This is a genomic window from Lentibacillus daqui, from assembly GCF_027186265.1.
GTDB lineage: Bacteria > Bacillota > Bacilli > Bacillales > Amphibacillaceae > Lentibacillus_C > Lentibacillus_C daqui.
This window is the reverse complement of record NZ_CP114176.1, coordinates 1,384,826-1,404,213: the sequence shown is the minus strand read 5'-3', so window position 1 is coordinate 1,404,213 and position 19,388 is coordinate 1,384,826. Positions and strand designations below refer to the sequence as shown.

Genomic DNA, 19,388 nt, shown 5'->3' with positions numbered 1-19,388 from the left:
AAAACACTATTTGTTTTTATTTTTCTTCCAAAGGTCAAACATGGCTGATCCCCACTTCACTGCTTGAGATGCCTTATCCTGATTTTCTGAAGCGGATTTACTGATACTGCTTGAAACCTGCTTTAATGATTGGCTAAAATCTTTTACCGTTTCCCCAATGCCTTTTACTCCATCAAAAAGACCATCCATTTTCGATGATTTTTGTTCGACATCTGCCATTAATTGATTAGTTTTATTCAATAATTCCTCAGTTTCTTTTGTAATGCCACGCATTTGTTTCTCCACATTTTCCATTGTATTGGCCAAATTATTTAGTGTACGTCGTGCTGCTAATAACGTTGCTGCTACATATGCTACCAATACGCAGAAAGCTACAGCAAAGACAAATGCAGCAATTGCTAATAAGTATCCCACCTACGTCAACTCCTTTTAATTGTATGTATTTTATGATAAACCGGTATTTTGATAATTAGTTATGAATATGAGGATCATCATTACCAACCTATATAGTAATCATACCCGTAAATTTCCCGATTAAACTTTTATCTCTCAACTATACCGGTTTGTATCACCATTTTCGATAAAAGTGAATTGCTTACATCAGTGCCTGTCCGAAATGTTTTAAATGGTGTCTGGCCTGATCACCTTTACTATCACAGACAGGTAGACACTATTCAATAGCAACCACTCCACAGCTCTCCCATATTACGCATTTTTTAATTTGTGATGAAACGACTGTAAATAATCTTCATACGCCTTTTGAAATTTTTGTATATCGCCGGCTCCCATGAAAATCAATACACTATCCGGGTAATGATATAAATTTTGCGTATGGGATAAATTTAAAATAGAACTTCCGTCAATTCGTTTTTGCAGATCATTAATGGTGAGCTTCCCATTCTCTTCCCTTGCTGAACCAAATATATCACATAAAAACACTTGATCCGCCAGTCTTAAACTATCTGCAAATTCTTGCAAAAATGTTTTTGTCCTTGTAAAGGTGTGTGGCTGAAAAATGGCGACAATCGATTTATCCGGATATTTTTTTCGGGCGGAATCAATTGTTGCTTCTATTTCCTTTGGATGATGGGCATAATCATCAATTAAAATTTGGCTGCCGCATTGTTTTTCAGTAAAACGACGCTTCACGCCCTCAAATGTACTAATCTTTTTAATATCCTCTACACGCATTCCTTCATAATGACAAATTGCAATAACAGAGAGTGCGTTCAAAACATTATGATCCCCATAAAATGGTATTCTAAATGTATCATAAAATGTATTGCGAACAAACACATCAAACTCCGTACCATGTTCGGTTTCTCTTATATTTTGTGCCTGAAAGTCATTCGTATCGGCAAAACCGTAATAAACGACCGGGACCTTTGCCTGAATTTGTTGCAACTTCTCATCATCTCCACAGGCAATTATCCCTTTTTTCACCCTGTCAGCCATTGACTGAAAAGCATTGAATACATCCTCAACACTTGTAAAATAATCGGGATGATCAAAATCGATGTTTGTCATTATTGCATAATTTGGCTCATATTGCAGAAAATGACGACGATATTCACATGCTTCAAAGACAAAATACTTACTTTCCACATGACCTTTTCCGGTACCATCACCAATCAAAAAGGAGATTGGGTATGTCTCACCCAAAACATGGGCCAGCAATCCAGTTGTCGATGTCTTTCCGTGAGTGCCGGTTACAGCAATACTTGTATATTGTTTTAACCATTCACCTAAAAATTCATGATAGCGATAAAATGTATTCCCTTTTTGTTTAGCCGTTTTAATTTCAATATGATCTTCAGAAAAAGCATTTCCAGCAATAATTGTATAATCATCTTTGATGTTATCTTCTGAAAAGGGAAGGATCGGAATATTTTTCTTTTCTAATGCCTCTTGTGTGAAAAATCGCTTTTCCACATCAGATCCCTGAACCTTTTCTCCAGAATCATAAAGTATATGGGCAAGGGAACTCATTCCTGTCCCTTTAATACCAATAAAATGGTAAGTTGTCATAACCAAGTACCTCCAACTATATGTCTAAAAGGATAAACTAATCCATTTTTGCCTAGCTATTAAATAATTATAGCAAAACTTGATTGATAGTAAAATAAAATATATTTTCTTTACCGTCAGAATATAATAGCAGTACCCAATTTTCCTGATCCGTCTGCATCAAATTTGGTTTTACAGCATTATATACTTTTTCAGCCAATGACGTTCTTTCGTATATTTTTTGTGCCAGCACACGCCTGTGATAAGTATAATATCACAGGGCATGCAGCAGGCTTATTTATTGGAAAAAATCACTCCATCGATAGTTGTGAATCAGAAATAAGAACTTCCCGCGGTTTGCTTCCATTTTGCTGGGCAATAATTCCTTTTAACTCCATTGTATCCATTAAACGGGCAGCACGGTTATAACCGATTTTAAAGTGGCGCTGTAACAAGGATGTACTGGCACTATTTTGCTGCACAACAAACCTAATGGCCTCCTCCAGAAGATCATCCTCTACCTCGCCATCAACCGCAACTTGTTCCAATAAATCGTCTTGTTCAAATAAATACTCGGCTGGGGCGATGGAGCGTGCATATTTAGTTACCCGCTCGATTTCATCATCCGAGACAAATGCTCCCTGCAGCCTGACACTTTTTCCTGCACCGTTTTCGACAAACAGCATATCCCCTTTTCCCAATAATTTTTCTGCACCGCTTGTATCAATAATTGTGCGTGAATCGACTTGTGAAGAAACACTAAACGCAATTCTTGTCGGGATGTTTGCCTTGATTAATCCCGTAATAACATCGACGGACGGCCGCTGCGTAGCCAATAACAAATGGATTCCACAAGCTCTTGCCTTTTGGGCAATTCGGCATATCGCATCCTCAACATCCTGTGGAGCAACCATCATTAGATCTGCCAACTCATCGATTACAATCACAAGAAACGGCATCTTGTCATCCGGTCGATTTTCCCTGCTCATTTTTTGATTATATCGTTCAATGTCCCGAACACCTTCCTGGACAAACTTTTCGTAGCGATCTTCCATTTCATTTACAGCCCATTTTAAAGATTGTGTGGCAGCCTTTACGTCTGTGATTACAGGTGCTACCAAATGTGGGATGCTATTAAATGGAGCAAGTTCAACCATTTTTGGATCAATCAGCAAAAATTTCACATCTTTATAGTTCGCTTTATAAATAAGGCTGATCAGAATGGTGTTAATACACACACTTTTACCCGCCCCCGTTGCACCGGCAATTAACCCATGCGGCATTTTTTTAATGTTCGTTATTAACGGTGATCCCTCAATCGTCAACCCTAATGCAATGGTTAATGGGGATTGACTGTTTTTAAAGGCTTCCGTCGCAAAAATTTCCTGTAAACCAACCATTTGCGGCTTCGGATTAGGGATTTCAATTCCCACCGTATTTTTTCCGGGTATTGGTGCCTCAATGCGAATATCCTTTGCTGCCATGTTTAATTTAAGATCATCACTTAAGTTTTTAATCTTGCTAACCTTAACACCCATATCAGGATGCACTTCAAATCTTGTCACAGATGGCCCTTGCGTAGCGTTTACCACCTTTGCCTTGACGTGAAAATGTTTTAGTGTTTCCTCCAACAGCTCCTTTTGCTCAGCTACCCAAATCTGATCCTGACTGTTTGTTGGAACCGGATCATTCAGTAAATGATAAGGAATATCTGTCTTTTGCTTAGTGGCAATGGGGTGAATACTGCCCACCCGCTGTTTTCGCTCATGATGCCGTTTATCATTGGCACTCATCATGACATTAAACGGAATACTTGAATTTGTATTTTGATTATTTTGCCGGTTCATTTGTTTTCGTTTGTTCCTCTGTTTGCCACGATTAGGTGATGTACCAGGACCTTGCTTGTTTGCTTCTTCATTAGGTTGCTGTATCTCTTGTTCTTGTCTGTCGCTATAAGAAGATTGCTCCTCCGGTTTGCGATCAATAACTATTGAATCATTGTTTTCATATGTTGGTTCAATTGACTGTATCTCTTCTGTTCCAGTATCAATAGCGTCATGTATTTCCGATGATTCGGTTTCCATAATTGCCGGTTCTGGATCAAGCTCCTCTGCAGTTATCGATTCCATCTGCCCGGCTGCTACTTCATTCTCCGCAGAAACAGATATTTCTTCTGTTTCGGATTTTTCTGGTACTATTTCCGGTTGCTGGTAGCGAACAAATGCAGGGATATCCTCAAGCTCTTTTTCCTCATGCCGGTTATGAAACCCATAAATTGGTGACGGAACCTCTGATGGCTGAAATGGCTCTTTCCTGGGTTGTACTTGTTTGCTTGGTTTTTGTACTATTTCTGGTTCTTCTTTTTGTTCTGCAGGGTCCTCTCTTCTCCTGTATGTTTGTTCAAGTGGACGCTCTCTAACACGATTCTGATATTTATCCCGTCTTTGGGGTTTCCGTTCAAATGCTGGTCTGTCCGTTTCCCGATTCAGGTTTGGATTATCAGGGATCACTGGAAAATGAAATGAGTTTCGATTTGGATACTTATATACAACCTTGGTATGTACATCCGGATCATGTAAGCTGTTGATATCCCGTGGTTTCCGTTCAACCTCTTCCTCTTCAATTACCTCTGTAAAAAACAAGTTTGCTATTCTTTTCTTCCATCGTTCCCACATTTTTTTCACTCATTTCTTAAAAATCTTCTATTAGAGGATGTTCAAAAAGTCCGGTAAAAATGACGTGCCCCTGCAAAAGGGGTATGCCGACGCCTGAGCGCAAAGCCCGTTTTTAGTCGGCCTTCCTTTGAAGAAGTTCGTTGGCTTGCTTTTCCGCTCCTCATGTACCTTCTATGTACACTCCGGTGCTCAAAGCTACGCCGCCTTGAACTTCTCGGTCCTTTTTATCCTTCTTTTGAACGGGCTCTATTATATTTTACTTTACTCTATTTTATCAGTTTTCCCTCCAGTTTGTTAGTTAAAATAATATAAAAGCAACCTTAGTCCTGAAGACAATAGGTTGCTTTTGAAAAATTAAATGCTGTGGGCTAACTTGGTTATCGGGATTGGAGAAGTTCGGCTAAGCCCGCGACGTCCTGTCGCAACGCCGAACTGACCTACGTCCTGTAGCCCTCCGTCCGTCTCCTGTGCCCCGCGGCTAATATGCTTAAAAATTAAACGGTTCACCAATTGTATAACTGTCTTCCAGCACATAAATACCTTTTTCTTTTGGTGCATTTGGCAAGCCTAATTCTTTTTGCGAACATATCATACCATTCGATGGAACCCCACGTAATTTTGTCGGTTTGATTTGAAGTCCGTTCGGCATTGTTGCACCAACTTTGGCAACAACAACCTTCTGACCTGCATCAACGTTTGGCGCGCCACATACAATCTGCAATGTTTCATCGCCCGTATCTACCTGGCAGACACTTAATTTATCAGCATTTTCATGTGGGGTCTTCTCACGAACATAGCCGACAACAAATTTTGGACGCAAATCAAAATCAAGTGAATCGTGCAGCCCATTTTTTTCAAAGAATATCTGTAATGTATCAAGCATGTCCGCTGTGAGCATGATTTTTCCTGTTGCAGGTAGCTCAAAATGTTGTGACGCATGAAAAATGTTATAACCAAGCACATTCCCGTCTGTACTGATAATTTTCGTAATGTCGCCATATTGCTCATGCTTTAGTTCATAACGATTCCCTTCCTGCAGAGGGATAATTAAAACATCACCAATACCTGTTGGATTATAAAATACATCCACTGATTTCATCCTTTCTATTTCTCGGGTTTGTTTTTTGCCAAAATAAATATCGGTTCCAGTTTTTTATCTTCGTAAAGAAACGATAAGGAAGTGATTGGTATTCTTCCTTCCGCGAAAAACTTCATTGTCATTTGCGCCAGTATATCATAGCCTGTTTTATTTTGAATATCGGCGGCAATTAGAACATCTTGATGGGGGACAGCTAATGCTAATTCCCCTTTACTATTAGCCTTTAATTCCTCCAAAAATGCTTCATTTAAAATTCTGCTTGCATCATATCCATCCTGTGTAGCCAGGAAATAAAAGTCATTATCAGCAACCGTATCCTTTTTCATTTCGGTGGATAAAGAACGAACATTAAATGAGGCAATTTCATCAACCCGCTCGCTGGTCCAACCTTCTTTGTCCAGCATCGGCTCATCAATTAACCGATACGATTTCCCAAGGTCCAACGCATAAAAAATTCTTGTTTCAGCGGTGTGTTCTTTCGTAGCAAGCTTGGTTTTCGCTTTCGTCTCTGTCGGGAAAGACGTAGCGCGAATAACAGGAAAAATTGATTTCTCCATTCCCGTTAACTCATAATTCCGGTGCATCATCCGCAATGACTCTGTTATATGGTCGACAATGTCGTTAACTGCTTGATTTCCCCGCTCATTATATTTCCCGACTACATTGGGAAGGGTAATCGTTACTCCCTGTTTTGTATCTTTCCATTCGATGCGAAGCGTATCTTTATCCCGATTATATGATGTTTGATAATCCGGATTAGCCAATCGTTCTTCCAGCAATTTTTTCATTTTGATACTTGTCATCTTCATGTGTTTCTCCCCTTTTTTTGGAGAATTTTAAATCACCCGGCATCACTAAGCGGGTAAATTATCGATAAAAGCAATGACTTCTTCTTTTGTTTTCCGATCCTTGCTGACAAATCGGCCAATTTCTGCACCATCACGAAAGGCAATAAAACTTGGAATACCAAAAATATCGTAATCTTGGCAGATATCAATAAATTGGTCACGATCAATTATAACAAATGTGAATCCCGGATAAGCCTGTTCGATTTCAGGTAATACAGGTTCAATTATCCGGCAATCCGGGCACCAGTCTGCAGTGAATATGGCAATTACCGGTTCATTTTCGATATATGTTGAAAATTGTTCTTTTGTTTCAAGTGTTTTCATAGTTATCAGCCTCCAGTGTAATAGTATCTTTGTTTTTCATGAATGGCAAATAAAAAAGTGTAAGTTCATTCCTTGGTTTCTGACGATTTTAAGTGGCACTGATGTGGTACAAAATCTATTGCAACATGTTAAGATATTGTTACAATGGTATATAGTATAGTCTTCATTGGAGGGATAATAATGGAATTAACCGTTTATTTAGCTGGACAAATTCACACAAATTGGCGTGAAGAACTAAAACAGAAGGCAAGTGAGAAAAAGCTTCCCTTAACATTTGTTGCACCACAAACAGACCATGACCGGTCAGATAATATTGGCGAGGATGTGTTGGGAGAGCAGCCTGGAAAAGTGTATAAGGATGATGCTGCATCAAGTATTAATAATCTGCGAACTCAGGTACTAATGCAAAAATCAGATGTTGTCATTGCATTGTTTGGCGAACAATATAAACAATGGAATACAGCGATGGATCTAAGTGCTGCAATCACCATGAATAAACCAACCATCCTTGTCAGACCTGAATCCCTGATCCATCCTTTAAAAGAATTATCCAATAAGGCAAACGTTACGGTTGAAACGGTTGACCAAGCACTGGATGTACTGAATTATATTTTTGAATAAGGAGACATGTAGCGGGGCATTAGACGGCATCTCTTCCCATTTGCAGATTTCATTCAGTTAGTTTTTCGAATGACTTGGCGTATCTCATTTATTTTTAGGGCTGTTTACCTTCCCCACTTTTTTATTTTGGTTACTCACACATGCAGGGAGGTATTACAGCCCGTTGATAAGTTTATGGTAAAACTCCCACTGACCTCGCAATAATTTTACAAGATGGCTGAACATTTCCTTTCTTGTTATCATTTCATTGGTAAAAATACCAATTGCTCCTTCATTTTTCCGGACTTCCTGTTTTTCGGCATATTGATCCATCACGTCACCAAGTTCATGACCCTTACACAATTCATTATGTATTTCATCCGGCAAAGGGATTCTTGCACCACTTGCTGTAAACATATGTTTATCCTGATCAACCATCGCACCCCAATTACACAAATAAAGTTGGTCTTCTACATACATCACACCGCCTTCCAGACCAATTCCGACTGAATCCGGGTTGTTTCGCGTACATTCCAATGCACGATTCATGGCACCTACTTTTGTCTCTTCATCGGAAAATGGCTGTGCGGAAACGCCGGAAGATGCGTTTATTTCCAGTACTGTATAGCCAGCAAATATTTCTTTAACGGCATTTATTTTGGCTGGATTATTGGATCCAATCATAATCTTCATCTACATATCCCCACAATCATGGGCAAGCTGTTACCATAAAACAGCAGTTTCTTATTTCATGGCAGAGCAAGCCCGGAAAGAATGTTCAATCTAATTAAATTTATTTACCGCATATCTGATCTACTGTATTTTGATCCGTGGTTTTGACAAGTTTAACTAACAGTTCCTTGGCTGCCTGATAATCATCGACATGAATAATCGAGGCCGCGGTATGAATGTAACGGGAACAAATGCCAATGACCGCAGACGGAACCCCATTACCCGTTAGATGAACCCGTCCTGCATCTGTACCACCTTGTGAAACAAAATATTGATATGGGATGTTGTTTGATTCTGCTGTATCCAAAACAAATTCACGCAATTGGGTGTGAGTGATCATCGTCCGGTCAAAAATGCGTAGTAATGCCCCTTCTCCCAATTGACCGAATGCATCTTTATCACCTGACATATCATTCGCCGGTGACGCATCCAACGCATAAAAAATGTCTGGCTCAATCATATGGGCAGCCACCTGTGCACCTCTTGTACCAACCTCTTCCTGAACAGTAGCCCCACTAAACAATTGATTTGGTACCGTCTCATGTTGTAGTTCCTTTAACAGCTCAATGGAGAGCCCGCATCCATAGCGATTGTCCCAGGATTTGGCCAGAATTTTTTTAGGGTTCGCCATTGGTGTAAAGGGACATATTGGCAAAACGGCTTGCCCAGGTTTAATTCCAATTTTTAGTGCATCATCACGATCATCTGCACCAATGTCAATCAACATATTCTCTGGTTCCATCGGTTTTTTCCGTTGCTCAGGTGTAAGATTATGTGGTGGAATGGAACCGATGACACCAGTCACTGGACCATTATCAGTCATCACTTGTACTCGTTGTGCCAACATGACCTGATTCCACCAGCCGCCGAGCGTTTGAAAACGAAGCATACCATTTTTTGTGATTTGCGTTACCATAAAGCCTACTTCATCCATATGTCCAGCAACCATTACCTTAGGTCCGCTTCCTTGTTTAACCCCAAATATCCCACCTAGATTATCTTGAATAATGGAATCTGCATATTTTTGTAATTCGCTGCGCATAAACGCTCGTACAGGATGCTCATTACCGGGAGCCCCTTGCAATTCAGTTAGCGTTTTGAACAGATCCAATGTTTCTTGTTTCATGATTTCCCTTCATCCCTTCGTATGTATTGAAATCTTTAAACTAAGTATAACGGAACAAGAGAGGTCCTTTCCACTATCACCTACCATTTTTCATTTTCTATTTTGTCTTATTTGCGGTATACTATCTTATGAAAGTAAAGATTACCGGGTCTAAATTAGCTTTATGGGGTGATAAAAAATGGGAATGAAAAAAGCTGTATTGGCTACCGGTTTAGGTGTAGCCGTTGGTTATTTAGCAAGACAGCAAATGGAACAAATCCAAAAAATAACACCGGAAAAAGCATTAAAACAAGCAAAGGAAGCATTTAAGCGACAAGGACCCATTAGTGGTTCATGGATTTATATGAAACCTGAATCAGTCGAGAAAAACGGGTTAACGTATCAAGCTTATCGCGGTGGAATCACCCGTAATATTGATGGGGAAAACAAGCCATATGAATTCCATGTCGATCTGGAAACAGGCGCAGTGATAGATGCTGTCCCAACAACTTGATTGGGAAACCAAAAAGCACCCGTTTGATAGCCAATAATGAGCAAAAAGAGCTGTCCTAAAATAAAAAGGATAGCTCTTTTTGGCTTATTTATACGTATAACGCTCTCGTTTTACTTCATCATTTTCTTCAGTATCCAGCACCTTTGTTATACAAAGCGCGCACGGCAACGATAGATAGCTTGTCCCTTGGCGGAAAACTTCTCTTCATATTCGGTCATTATGTTTGTCGGATCTTGCAACTGATGCAAATCCAAATTAACCTCTTGCAGTTGCATTCCAAAAGTTGAGAAACTGACAAGTGAATACTCAAATAATCCGCGATTGTCGGTTTTCATAATTATTTCTCCATCGTGTTTGAGAAGTTGTTGATATTTTTTTAAGAATGCTGAAAAGGTTAAGCGCCGTTTTTCATGTCGATTTTTCGGCCACGGATCAGAAAAGTTCAAATAAATGTTCGTAATTTCGTGATCAGCAAACACATCCAATAGATCGGCTGCATTCATATTTACTAATAATATGTTTGACATCCCTGCATCGATAATTTTTTCAGCAGCTGTTACAATAACACTTTTACTTAACTCGATCCCGATAAAATTCACATCTTTGTATTGGTTTGCCATTCCAGTTAAAAACTGACCTTTTCCGGTACCTATTTCCAAATGGATGGGATTGTTATTACCAAAGACGGATTGCCATTCCCCTTTATAGTTTTTTGGATCAGGGATAATTAAATTGCTGTTGGCAGCTATAAATTCATCAGCCCATGGTTTATGACGTTGACGCATCTTGAAAATCTCTCCTCCTCGTTAAATATCACCAATTTACCATGTAAGAAAAGCACCCACTGAAATGAAGCATAATCTGGTTACATATGTTGAACACTAAGCATGAGGTGATTTTCTCATGACAATAACTGTTCACGATCAATTAATGGTTTTACATGATATATTAGGTGAACATGCTGCTGAATGTTCTGGTGAAGTGGCGGAATACCAGCAAATTAAACGATTGGTTAAATCAATGATGGCTAACAACAGCATAACAGACAAGCAACTCCTAAACCTGCTTCCAGAAATTTATAATTATGGTCACGATGGAGAAACTGTTCAAAACCCGCCTGATCATATCACAACCAACAAACATAAGATTGAAAACTGGATGAACGCCATTACAAATGTCGATTTAGAATAACACGGTTGATATGCATATTTAAGTCATGCAGATCATCAAGACGTTCCTGAACTTTTAGTTGTTCTTTCCGTTCCTCATGCCAATGTAAATAATTCAGGGAATCGGAAATAAGATACCAATACATCCGGTCAAAAAGTTGTTTATTATTGTTAACGCCATATTGTTGTAACCAATCATCCCAATCATTTATCGGGATATACCTTTTTAATACCATCCCAAAATCCATTACCGGGTCAGCTATCATTGCATTATCCCAATCAATTAAATAAAGCTGACCTTCTTTTGTTAGCAACAGATTATTATGATTTAAGTCGCAGTGGCAAACGACCTGTTTCTGTTTACGGGTAACTGGCAACAATAAATGCAAATAATACAGTGCATCCCTTACTACACCATATCTCTGGTAAAGACCGCTTGTATGTAGTTGTCTTTGCAAATAGTGATAGCTTGCATCGGGTGTGATCGGTTTTTTTCCCAGCCGCATTAACATATGCAGCAATTCAGACGAATGGTGAATCCTTCGTAACAATTCAGCAACTTGACGATGTTGCATTTCTTCAGGTTTTAGCTCTCTTCCCTCAATCCATTCCTGGGCCGTAACAACATCACCGTTTTCCAACCGCTTTGTCCAAATAAGTTTTGGAACAATTTTTTCAGCGGAAAGAACTGCCAAAAATGGTGATGAGTTACGTTTAAGAAATAATCGCTTCCCCTGATTTTCGGCAATATAGGCATCACCGGTCAACCCGCCAGCAGGTGTTATATTCCATTCATTTCCGAGTATATGGTTAAACCAATTCACCGTTCATTCCTCAAATCTTTAATGAAAGTGTTCACTTTTTCTTAATAATCTCAAAAAATAACATGCATCTTTTTAATAGTCCAATTATATATTTTATAACGTTGACGGCAAAATTACAAATATGTTTATCGGAAATTTCCTTTCAACACGTTATCAATCATCCTATGTATTTGATTCTTCCCAATCCATTGCAAACGCTTCTGTCTCCTCCTCCCATTCCGGACGCTTTACCGAGGTTGTTTGACAATGCTTTAATAGGGCATGGGCGGCTTTTAATTGTTGATTCTTCATTGGTGAAACGAGACTTCTTTTTTCAGAAAACCATGACTGATACCTTTCATAGCGCGAAATATAATTTTTCAGCTTAATGAGCTGTGCCATCTATACCACCTCTTAATTCATAACTGGAGATGACTTTATATTTTGGTATTTCACTGGGAAAAATCTGAAATAATACAATCCGCGTAACTTGCATTTTTACCGTTTGTTGCCGGTATTTTTCCTTGACATTGGCCAACTCACCGTCATCACTGGCACCGATCCACTTCTTTCCCAGTGTAATATGTGGTTGATATGCCCGTTTTTCTTGGGAAAATCCACATGCTGTCAAACTGGTCTCAATATAATCGTGTAACGATATTAACTGAGGGTGCTTCTCGACGCCGGCCCATAACACGCGGGGGCTTTTCGTTTTTCCAAAGGTGCCAATACCACCGACATGAAGCGTAAAGCTCTCCTGATTCTCGATCGGTTGTAATGTTTTGATAACGGTTTGAATCGTTTTATCATCCACTGCACCCAAAAATTTCAGAGTAATATGCAGGTCATGTTGATTGGTCCATTGCTTGTATGGAAATAATAAACGGAAATCATCCTGCCAATCCGATAGTTTATCTCTTATATCCATGGAAATCGGTATACCAATAAAATAATGCGGAAATGATGTCATCACTATCCGCCCTCCTTTTTGTTTACATCGTGCTGAACCTTTTTCCTTTCATCCACAATAAATTAGGTGTAAAATAAAATTAGAAAAATACATCAAATATGTCTGAGATTCACAGCACCACATAATTAATGACACATTAGGGAGTGGTTTTTTGAATCAACCAACATCAAGAATGCTAACAAGAGTCAAGTCTGTCTACCTTTACATCAGGAAAAATGGAACAGTCACGACCCAGGAGTTGGCCGATGAATTTGGAACGACAGACAGAACCATCCAACGGGATTTGCGTGTATTAGTTTATAACGGTCTCGTTAATAGCCCGATTCGCGGAAAATGGAAAATTACAAATAAAAAAGTGAAAATCTCATAAACAGTAATGCACAAAAAGAACATAGTACATGATATCAAATAAAGCTTGAGCCGACACTACTTCATGTCGGCTCTTTTGTTAGTGACTGACAATAAGCAAGTTCTGCTTGTGTTAGTTCCCGATACGCTCCTAAAGCTAATTGCTGATCAAGTTTTAATTTGCCCATTGACAGACGTTTTAAATAGGTTACGCGTTTCTCAACTGCCGCAAACATCCGTTTAATTTGATGATACTTGCCTTCTGAAATAGAAATAATGATCTCGGACGTGTTTCCAGCCTTGCGTATACTTAATATTGCCGGTTTTGTTGTGTACCCATCATCCAATTGAATGCCATTGCGGAATAAATCAACATCCCTCTGGGTAACATGACCATCAATTGTTGCAAAATATGTTTTGGTAATGGCCTTTTTTGGTGAGGTTAGCTTATGGGCAAGTTCCCCGTCATTCGTTAACAATAACAGCCCTTCTGTGTCTTTATCCAGTCTGCCTACAGGAAACAAATCAACATATTGAAAATCATCTCTAACCAGATCAATCACCGTTGTATCCCGGCTGTCCGTCGTTGCTGACACCACTCCTTTGGGCTTGTGCAACATGATATAGTGATATTTTTGATATCCTATTTGTTTACCTGAAGCTTTAATAATATCTGTTTTCGGGTCAACATGCAGCCCACCATCTTTAACAACCGTATCATTAACCGTAACCTGCCGTTTTTTTAATAAGGACTTTACATCTTTGCGGCTGCCAATCCCCATATTTGCCAGTAATTTATCAAGTCGCACAAACATTCTCCTATCTGCGTAATATGCGATCCAATATCCGAATTCGATTTCCTAAAATCCGTTCCAGTAATGTAGAATAATAACCAAGCAACAGATAGACGCCACCGCCAAGGACAACGCCAATTCCGAGCACAACAATTGCGGCTAAACGGTCGGTTTTGTACGGAAGGAACATCCCGCATACCCATTCTACAACCCATAGTACGATTGCCATGATTAACGAAAAAATCAGGATTAATACTGTACGCTTGATCGTTTGTCGTAGCGGGAAGTGAATAGACACACATACCCGCCATAAATTAAGGATGACTGCTGTTCCAACAGCTAATCCCGTACCGAAGATAGCCCCTTTTGCACCAAACATATGGATCAGTTGGATATTGAACAGTATTTTTAATAAAAGACCTGCTGACAAACTAATGGCCGCAAAGCGCTGCTGGTTGATTCCCTGCAATATGGATGCAGATACCGTAAACAAAGCAAACAGCAAGGCAATCGGTGCATACCATGCCAGTAACGGACCGGTAATATCAATATGATCTAATCCAAACAAAGAACCATACGCTACATCGGATAACATCAACAGCCCAACTACTGCGGGGATGACAAGTACCATAACGATTTGCAAGGCCTGGTTTATTTGCTGGTACATCAATGGCCAGTTCTTCTGGGTAAATGTTTTCGTCAATGCGGGCAAGATCGCTAACGATAAACCAGTTGCGATGGTAACCGGAATAAGGATGAGTTTATGTCCGTTAGAACCGATAACCGCATAGGAAGTTATCCAATTTTCGTGGTCCACTACTGCCATGGCCCGTTCAAAAGTAAATTGATCGACCAATTGATATAGCGGTGTTGCTAAGCCAACTAGCACAAATGGACCTGCATAACGAAATAATTCGACAAATAAATCCTTTGTTGGTATCTGGTGTTCCTGTTCCTGCTGTTGCACCTGTTGTTTAATACTTGTCTTTCGTTTTTGCCAGTATACCCATAATACAAGACAAGATGCTAATCCCCCAATAAAAGCCGCAAATGTGGCAAAACCAACTGCGGTAGTAATGGAACCATGAAACAGTTTCAGTACGATGAATGCAGCGCCCAACAAGAACACAATACGAATGATTTGTTCTACAACTTGTGAGACAGCCGTTGGCCCCATGGATTGATACCCTTGGAAAAAACCACGAACAAGACTCATCGCCGGAATAATTATTAATGCAAAGCTTACCATCCGGATCACTATTGCCACATCAGCAGCTGAAATAGCTCCCGCATCTTTATTCGTGATCATCAAATGAGCAATCGGTTCTGCGCTAAAAAATAATACCAAAAAGGCTATCAGTCCGGTAACACTCATTAGCAACATACCTGCACGAAACATGCGCATGCCTGTCCGGTAATCGCCCAGTGAATTATATTTTGCAACAAATTTGGAAACGGCTAACGGTACCCCGACCGTGGAAATGCTCATTAAAATGTTATATGGTGCGTAAGCATAGGCATTAAGTGTGACCCCTGTTTCACCAACCAATTCATTAAACGGGATAATATAGATCATTCCCAAAAACTTTGATAAAAACGTCGCACCTGTCAATAACATGGTGCCTCTGACAATATTCGACATTGTTTCACCTGCGTCTTCTCATAATTACATCTTCATTAGCTTATTTTATCACAGAAAACAAAAAGTGGGATAACGAATTCTCTTCAATCCAGAATAAATAGTAATAAAATGGATGTGCATTTCATGAAAAACATGATAAGCTGTTTGCAGTGAAAGGACTGAGATTCATTGACATATGATGTAGTTGTGATTGGCGGCGGTCCATCCGGATTGATGGCCTCCATCGCTGCCGCAGAACAAGGCGCCAAAACACTTTTAATCGAAAAAGGAAAAAAACTCGGAAAGAAACTTGCCATTTCCGGTGGTGGCCGTTGTAATGTTACCAACCGTCTGCCACAGGAAGAAGTGATTAGACATATTCCCGGTAATGGAAAATTTCTGTACAGTGCGTTTTCTGTCTTTAATAATTATGATATCATCGACTTTTTTGAAAACATGGGAGTCAAGCTAAAGGAGGAAGATCATGGTCGCATGTTCCCTGTCTCTAATTCAGCCAAAACCGTGGTTAATGCGCTGATTAACAAGCTTTATGACCTTAACGTAGAAATTCGTATGAACACTATGGTACAAGCCATTCACTATGATACTGATTGTCACACGGTCATCATGGATCAGGAGAAATTCAACACAAAAGCGGTCGTTATTGCGGTTGGTGGAAAAGCTGTCCCACATACAGGTTCTACCGGCGATGGCTATGCTTGGGCGAAAAAAGCTGGACATACTATTACCACGCTATACCCGACAGAAGTTGCATTGACATCCAATGAAGATTTTATTCAACAAAAGGAGCTGCAAGGGCTATCATTGAGAGACGTGTCCCTAACTGTATTAAATAAGAAACAAAAAGCAATCATTACTCACCGAATGGATATGCTATTTACTCATTTTGGCATTTCCGGTCCAGCTGTTTTACGCTGTTCGCAATTTGTCGTAAAAGAACTGATGCGTGGCAATTCCGAGGTCAAGATGGTGTTAGATGTACTGCCTGATGCAAATGAACAGCAACTGGTAAAATCGGTGTGGCAAACAATGGAACAACATCCCAAGAAAACAGTAAAAAATAATTTAAAAGGACTGATCCCTGAGCGTTTGCTCGATTTTATCCTGACCAATCATCGCGTCATGCCAGAAGAAAAAGCTGCCAACATCGGCAAGGATACTATTCGTTCCATTGTCAGCAACATGAAACATTTCACTTTTTCCGTTCATGGTTCATTACCATTAAAGAAGGCCTTTGTAACTGGTGGCGGTGTGTCTTTAAAAGAGGTTGACCCGCGTACGATAAAATCGAAAAAGATGCATGGATTGTATTTTTGTGGTGAAATTTTGGATATTCACGGCTATACTGGCGGTTACAATATTACCTCAGCACTGGTAACAGGAAGGCTAGCCGGGACAAATGCTGCATCTGAAGCCAAAGCATTGTTGTAATACCTTATTGGCAGCTCATTCCTTGTATGATTTCTACCTACAAAGTTCATCCTAAACATGTACGGGGACAACCAAAAACGAGAGAGGATTTGGTATAAAATGCAAAAGAGTGGAATATGGATACCATTAGTCGCTTCTGTCGGTGTTGGGGCAGCAACGTTTTATTCCATGACAAAGAACCAGCAAGGATTGGGACAAACCATGGAAAAAATGGTACCGTTTGTTTCGCAAATGAGCGGTAGTGGAAATATGGGAATGGGTAATAACCAACAAATGAATGCCAATAGTAATATGCAGAACCAAAACCAAAATAGCCAAAACCTGGGGACCTTCGGGATGAGCTAATAAAGTAAAAAGACGTGTCATTCAAATGGACACGTCTTTTGACATATACGTCACATTTTATTCATCCTATTGTGATACGCATCACAGTTTAAATGATCCATTCCCATTATCATTAACCTTGTAAGTAAAATGATTTTCCTAGGAGTGGTCATAATGGCAAAAACAGTAGAAACATTTGATGGATGGTATGCATTGCATGATTTTCGTACGATAAATTGGGAAAATGGCAGCTAGCTACTGAAACAGAACGTACCGATGCCCTCAATGTATTCCATGAACTGGAAAACAAATGGCAGACAACGGAGGACCATCACGAGGGGAGCCATGTCATTCATTCGATTGTTGGGCAAAAGGCAGACTTGATGTTTATGTTGCTGCGTCCAACCATGAAAGATTTAAACAAACTTGAAAATGAATTTAATAAAACAGCGCTCGCACACTACATGCAGCCTGCTTACTCCTATGTTTCCATTATTGAAAAAAGCAGTTACACAAAGCTGGAAACAGATCCATATAAAAATCCGGTAATGCGCGCAAAACTTTATCCCACGATTCCCAAAACGGAATACATGTGCTTTTACCCTATGAGTAAACTACGCGGTGAAAACAATAACTGGTTTACCTTATCGAAGGCGGAACGCGGCCGCTTGATGTACGAACATATTGATACGTGTAAAATATATACTGATGAAGTAAAGCGGATTATTACTGGATCGATTGGGTTTGATGATTATGAATGGGGAGTCAGCCTATTTTGCGATGACGTATTAAAATTCAAGAAGTTAATTTATGATACACGTTTTGATGAGGTCAGTGCCAAATATGGAATTTTTGGTTCGTTCTTTATTGGGTGTTACTTACCTGAAGGGGACTTTACCGACTATTTTAATGTTTGATTTTAAAAATTTACTGGATGTTAAAATAGATGCTGGAAATTTCTGATTCCAATTTCAAATAAACACTTTAAAAGGTGATGGCATATATTCCATCACCTTTTAAAACAACCTTTATTCAATCTTTTTCGACTGAAGAAGCTGTCTCCTGAATCACTTTATTCAATGTTTCGATATTTTCCTTCCCCTGCGTTTGCAGCCATTCCTTTGCTTTATCCGCGCCTGATTCGGAATATATTTTTACACCATCTTTCCAAGTAGCGCGGCCACAGAGTACACCATTAAAACGTGACCCTGCTTCATGTGCGAAACGTAATGTCTCCTGAAACATCTCCGCACTTACTCCGGCACTCAGAAAAATAAACGGTAAATCACTTGCATTGCTCTGCGATTTAAAATGTTCCCGCGCTTCCTGTTTGGAATACACGGCCTCTGCTCCATATCCTTCTACATACTCCATATTGACTGGAACCTCCACTTTTAATACATCTACATGATATTCCGGTTTGGAAAATTCCTTCATGGCATCATTTACTTTATGTGGCTTCACTTTTGCATAGTCCTTGCTTTTTGCATCCGTAATTGTTGCATCATACGTAACAATCTCCAAAAAGAACGGGATACCCTCTGCTTCACATTCGGAGCCAATACGTTCAACAAATGCATGTTTTTGTTCATTAATAGTGACAGGCTCATCAATATCATAATAAAGCAGAAATTTCACTGCATCCGCTCCCTGCTCTTTTAACCGGCGCGCTGACCAGATTGGCAAGAGATCCGGCAATCTACCTGGTTTGGTTGTATCATAGCCGGTTTTTTCATATGCAAGAAGCAATCCTGCACTGGAGGCCCTTTTTTTCGTGGCAGGCAGTCCATACTCGGGATCCAACAAAATGGAAGATGCGTAAGGTGTCAGTACTTCGGAAACAAGACCTTTAAAAGCTTCAATTGACTCTGTTGTTGTTGCCTCACCCATCATCCTTTTTAATGCACCTCGCTGGTCTATCGCCAGTGCACTGATAATCCCATTTTCGTTCATGATTTTTTTCAAAGCTAATCTTTTTTTATCGCTTATAGGTTTCATTTATG

General features: G+C 39.7%; 21 protein-coding genes and 1 pseudogene. 7 read left to right on the top strand and 15 right to left on the bottom strand.

What is annotated here, in order from left to right; genetic code table 11:
• Positions 1 to 6: 6 nt before the first annotated feature.
• The 6 genes from O2S85_RS07075 to O2S85_RS07050 form a co-directional block, all read right to left on the bottom strand.
• Positions 7 to 414: a DUF948 domain-containing protein gene (locus tag O2S85_RS07075; protein ID WP_269411968.1), complete on the bottom strand. Its 408-nt coding sequence runs from the start codon at positions 412 to 414 to the stop codon at positions 7 to 9.
• Between the two features lie 291 nt (positions 415 to 705).
• On the bottom strand, positions 706 to 2,028 hold the full coding sequence (gene murC / locus O2S85_RS07070; protein WP_269411967.1) for a UDP-N-acetylmuramate--L-alanine ligase: 1,323 nt from the start codon (positions 2,026 to 2,028) through the stop codon (positions 706 to 708).
• Positions 2,029 to 2,318: 290 nt separating this feature from the next.
• Entirely contained in the window at positions 2,319 to 4,682 is a 2,364-nt protein-coding gene (locus tag O2S85_RS07065) for a DNA translocase FtsK (RefSeq protein WP_269412505.1), read from the bottom strand.
• 487 nt (positions 4,683 to 5,169) lie between these two features.
• Positions 5,170 to 5,772 (bottom strand): YtpR family tRNA-binding protein, encoded by a 603-nt coding sequence (gene ytpR / locus O2S85_RS07060; protein ID WP_269411966.1) that lies wholly within the window; start codon positions 5,770 to 5,772, stop codon positions 5,170 to 5,172.
• A gap of 14 nt (positions 5,773 to 5,786) precedes the next feature.
• Complete coding sequence (locus tag O2S85_RS07055) at positions 5,787 to 6,590, bottom strand: DUF1444 domain-containing protein (RefSeq protein WP_269411965.1); 804 nt, start codon at positions 6,588 to 6,590, stop codon at positions 5,787 to 5,789.
• Positions 6,591 to 6,635: 45 nt separating this feature from the next.
• The gene (locus tag O2S85_RS07050) at positions 6,636 to 6,953 is read right to left on the bottom strand and encodes a thioredoxin family protein (RefSeq protein ID WP_269411964.1); all 318 of its coding nucleotides are present in this window, start codon (positions 6,951 to 6,953) and stop codon (positions 6,636 to 6,638) included.
• A 180-nt stretch (positions 6,954 to 7,133) separates the two neighbouring features.
• On the opposite strand from O2S85_RS07050, the gene O2S85_RS07045 reads away from it, so the two are divergent.
• Positions 7,134 to 7,574 (top strand): YtoQ family protein, encoded by a 441-nt coding sequence (locus tag O2S85_RS07045; protein ID WP_269411963.1) that lies wholly within the window; start codon positions 7,134 to 7,136, stop codon positions 7,572 to 7,574.
• 153 nt (positions 7,575 to 7,727) lie between these two features.
• On the opposite strand, the gene O2S85_RS07040 is transcribed toward O2S85_RS07045, so the two are convergent.
• Positions 7,728 to 8,246 (bottom strand): DUF84 family protein, encoded by a 519-nt coding sequence (locus tag O2S85_RS07040; RefSeq protein ID WP_269411962.1) that lies wholly within the window; start codon positions 8,244 to 8,246, stop codon positions 7,728 to 7,730.
• A 100-nt stretch (positions 8,247 to 8,346) separates the two neighbouring features.
• A complete protein-coding gene (locus O2S85_RS07035; protein ID WP_269411961.1) occupies positions 8,347 to 9,411 on the bottom strand; it encodes a M42 family metallopeptidase in 1,065 nt (354 codons plus the stop codon).
• Between the two features lie 178 nt (positions 9,412 to 9,589).
• Between O2S85_RS07035 and O2S85_RS07030 the strand changes: the two genes are divergently transcribed.
• Positions 9,590 to 9,904, top strand: coding sequence for a PepSY domain-containing protein (locus tag O2S85_RS07030; protein ID WP_269411960.1), 315 nt, complete (start codon positions 9,590 to 9,592; stop codon positions 9,902 to 9,904).
• Positions 9,905 to 10,050: 146 nt separating this feature from the next.
• On the opposite strand, the gene trmB is transcribed toward O2S85_RS07030, so the two are convergent.
• Complete coding sequence (trmB, locus tag O2S85_RS07025; protein WP_269411959.1) at positions 10,051 to 10,689, bottom strand: tRNA (guanosine(46)-N7)-methyltransferase TrmB; 639 nt, start codon at positions 10,687 to 10,689, stop codon at positions 10,051 to 10,053.
• Positions 10,690 to 10,807: 118 nt separating this feature from the next.
• Here trmB and O2S85_RS07020 point away from each other — a divergent pair, with 118 nt between their 5' ends.
• Positions 10,808 to 11,095, top strand: a complete 288-nt coding sequence (locus tag O2S85_RS07020; RefSeq protein WP_269411958.1) for a YtzH-like family protein — start codon at positions 10,808 to 10,810, stop codon at positions 11,093 to 11,095.
• On the opposite strand, the gene O2S85_RS07015 is transcribed toward O2S85_RS07020, so the two are convergent.
• From O2S85_RS07015 to thpR, 3 genes are all read right to left on the bottom strand, one after another.
• The gene (locus O2S85_RS07015; protein ID WP_269411957.1) at positions 11,073 to 11,897 is read right to left on the bottom strand and encodes a phosphotransferase family protein; all 825 of its coding nucleotides are present in this window, start codon (positions 11,895 to 11,897) and stop codon (positions 11,073 to 11,075) included. The two genes, O2S85_RS07020 and O2S85_RS07015, sit on opposite strands and share 23 nt — an antisense overlap.
• A 162-nt stretch (positions 11,898 to 12,059) precedes the next feature.
• On the bottom strand, positions 12,060 to 12,278 hold the full coding sequence (locus tag O2S85_RS07010) for a hypothetical protein (protein WP_269411956.1): 219 nt from the start codon (positions 12,276 to 12,278) through the stop codon (positions 12,060 to 12,062).
• Positions 12,262 to 12,846, bottom strand: coding sequence for an RNA 2',3'-cyclic phosphodiesterase (gene thpR / locus O2S85_RS07005; RefSeq protein WP_269412504.1), 585 nt, complete (start codon positions 12,844 to 12,846; stop codon positions 12,262 to 12,264). Before thpR ends, O2S85_RS07010 begins: the two co-directional genes overlap by 17 nt.
• 172 nt (positions 12,847 to 13,018) lie before the next feature.
• On the opposite strand from thpR, the gene O2S85_RS07000 reads away from it, so the two are divergent.
• Complete coding sequence (locus O2S85_RS07000) at positions 13,019 to 13,216, top strand: DeoR family transcriptional regulator (protein WP_439649454.1); 198 nt, start codon at positions 13,019 to 13,021, stop codon at positions 13,214 to 13,216.
• 61 nt (positions 13,217 to 13,277) lie between these two features.
• Here the strand turns inward: O2S85_RS07000 and O2S85_RS06995 are convergent, their stop codons facing one another.
• Together O2S85_RS06995 and O2S85_RS06990 are read right to left on the bottom strand one after the other, a co-directional pair.
• Complete coding sequence (locus O2S85_RS06995) at positions 13,278 to 14,003, bottom strand: pseudouridine synthase (RefSeq protein WP_269411954.1); 726 nt, start codon at positions 14,001 to 14,003, stop codon at positions 13,278 to 13,280.
• A 10-nt stretch (positions 14,004 to 14,013) separates the two neighbouring features.
• Positions 14,014 to 15,630 (bottom strand): putative polysaccharide biosynthesis protein, encoded by a 1,617-nt coding sequence (locus tag O2S85_RS06990; RefSeq protein WP_269411953.1) that lies wholly within the window; start codon positions 15,628 to 15,630, stop codon positions 14,014 to 14,016.
• A 168-nt stretch (positions 15,631 to 15,798) separates the two neighbouring features.
• Between O2S85_RS06990 and O2S85_RS06985 the strand changes: the two genes are divergently transcribed.
• The 3 genes and pseudogenes from O2S85_RS06985 (at position 15,799) to hemQ (ending at position 18,302) form a co-directional block, all read left to right on the top strand.
• Positions 15,799 to 17,061, top strand: a complete 1,263-nt coding sequence (locus O2S85_RS06985) for a BaiN/RdsA family NAD(P)/FAD-dependent oxidoreductase (RefSeq protein WP_269411952.1) — start codon at positions 15,799 to 15,801, stop codon at positions 17,059 to 17,061.
• Positions 17,062 to 17,160: 99 nt separating this feature from the next.
• Positions 17,161 to 17,406, top strand: a complete 246-nt coding sequence (locus O2S85_RS06980; RefSeq protein ID WP_269411951.1) for a hypothetical protein — start codon at positions 17,161 to 17,163, stop codon at positions 17,404 to 17,406.
• 153 nt (positions 17,407 to 17,559) lie between these two features.
• Positions 17,560 to 18,302: pseudogene (hemQ, locus tag O2S85_RS06975) on the top strand (hydrogen peroxide-dependent heme synthase).
• A gap of 115 nt (positions 18,303 to 18,417) precedes the next feature.
• Here hemQ and lacD read toward each other — a convergent pair.
• Complete coding sequence (gene lacD, locus O2S85_RS06970; protein WP_269411950.1) at positions 18,418 to 19,383, bottom strand: tagatose-bisphosphate aldolase; 966 nt, start codon at positions 19,381 to 19,383, stop codon at positions 18,418 to 18,420.
• Positions 19,384 to 19,388: the final 5 nt, after the last annotated feature.

Coding starts and splice junctions, on each gene's coding strand:
- murC (WP_269411967.1), bottom strand. CDS start 2,028: ATGACAACTTACCATTTTATTGGTATTAAAGGGACAGGAATGAGTTCC.
- O2S85_RS07065 (WP_269412505.1), bottom strand. CDS start 4,682: ATGTGGGAACGATGGAAGAAAAGAATAGCAAACTTGTTTTTTACAGAG.
- O2S85_RS07055 (WP_269411965.1), bottom strand. CDS start 6,590: ATGAAGATGACAAGTATCAAAATGAAAAAATTGCTGGAAGAACGATTG.
- O2S85_RS07050 (WP_269411964.1), bottom strand. CDS start 6,953: ATGAAAACACTTGAAACAAAAGAACAATTTTCAACATATATCGAAAAT.
- O2S85_RS07045 (WP_269411963.1), top strand. CDS start 7,134: ATGGAATTAACCGTTTATTTAGCTGGACAAATTCACACAAATTGGCGT.
- O2S85_RS07040 (WP_269411962.1), bottom strand. CDS start 8,246: ATGAAGATTATGATTGGATCCAATAATCCAGCCAAAATAAATGCCGTT.
- O2S85_RS07035 (WP_269411961.1), bottom strand. CDS start 9,411: ATGAAACAAGAAACATTGGATCTGTTCAAAACGCTAACTGAATTGCAA.
- O2S85_RS07030 (WP_269411960.1), top strand. CDS start 9,590: ATGGGAATGAAAAAAGCTGTATTGGCTACCGGTTTAGGTGTAGCCGTT.
- trmB (WP_269411959.1), bottom strand. CDS start 10,689: ATGCGTCAACGTCATAAACCATGGGCTGATGAATTTATAGCTGCCAAC.
- O2S85_RS07020 (WP_269411958.1), top strand. CDS start 10,808: ATGACAATAACTGTTCACGATCAATTAATGGTTTTACATGATATATTA.
- O2S85_RS07010 (WP_269411956.1), bottom strand. CDS start 12,278: ATGGCACAGCTCATTAAGCTGAAAAATTATATTTCGCGCTATGAAAGG.
- thpR (WP_269412504.1), bottom strand. CDS start 12,846: ATGACATCATTTCCGCATTATTTTATTGGTATACCGATTTCCATGGAT.
- O2S85_RS07000 (WP_439649454.1), top strand. CDS start 13,019: ATGCTAACAAGAGTCAAGTCTGTCTACCTTTACATCAGGAAAAATGGA.
- O2S85_RS06990 (WP_269411953.1), bottom strand. CDS start 15,630: ATGTCGAATATTGTCAGAGGCACCATGTTATTGACAGGTGCGACGTTT.
- O2S85_RS06980 (WP_269411951.1), top strand. CDS start 17,161: ATGCAAAAGAGTGGAATATGGATACCATTAGTCGCTTCTGTCGGTGTT.
- lacD (WP_269411950.1), bottom strand. CDS start 19,383: ATGAAACCTATAAGCGATAAAAAAAGATTAGCTTTGAAAAAAATCATG.